Below are 572 nucleotides of genomic sequence, written 5' to 3'. Positions count from 1 at the left end.
GTAAAATTTGCGAAGTCGCGTAATATTGAAGGTCGCATTATGCGCGCAACCATTAAATACAATGCGAGTGGTACGTTTTACGTGTCTGTCCAATGCGAAGTACCAAACTTTAAGCCATTGCCTCAAACAAAGGAAGCTGTAGGAATTGATTTAGGTATCACCGATTTTGCGATTCTGTCTAATGGACGTAGAGTGGATAACCAACGCTTTACAGCCAAAATGGAGCAGAAGTTAAAACGTGAGCAACGCAAATTGTCCCGTCGCTATGAGCAAGCAAAAAAAGAGGGTCGTAACCTACGTGAGTGCATGAACTACCAAAAGCAACGTCGTAGAGTGGCTCGTTTGCGTGAGCGTGTCGCGTTTCAACGAGAAGATTTTTTAAATAAACTGTCAACGGCATTGATTCGTCACTATGATGTCATCTGTCTTGAAGACTTAAACACAAAAGGCATGTTGAAAAATCATAAGTGAAGTGACCCCTAATTGTTAGACACGGTTATTTTGTTTAAGCAGCTTGTATAAAATGAGTTCGGTATTGTACCGGGCTCATTTTTAATTTTGCCTTAATTCGT

General features: G+C 40.7%; 1 protein-coding gene. It reads left to right on the top strand.

Annotation, left to right across the window (positions count from 1 at the left end; all coding sequences use genetic code 11):
- Positions 1-471, top strand: a 471-nt coding sequence (locus ACFSY7_RS10280; RefSeq protein WP_380147769.1) for an RNA-guided endonuclease InsQ/TnpB family protein, incomplete at its 5' end; no start/stop codon positions are given.
- Between the last annotated feature and the right edge of the window lie 101 nt (positions 472-572).

Source organism: Kurthia populi, assembly GCF_042686175.1.
Lineage (GTDB): Bacteria > Bacillota > Bacilli > Bacillales_A > Planococcaceae > Kurthia > Kurthia populi.
This window is presented reverse-complemented; position numbering and strand designations above follow the sequence as displayed.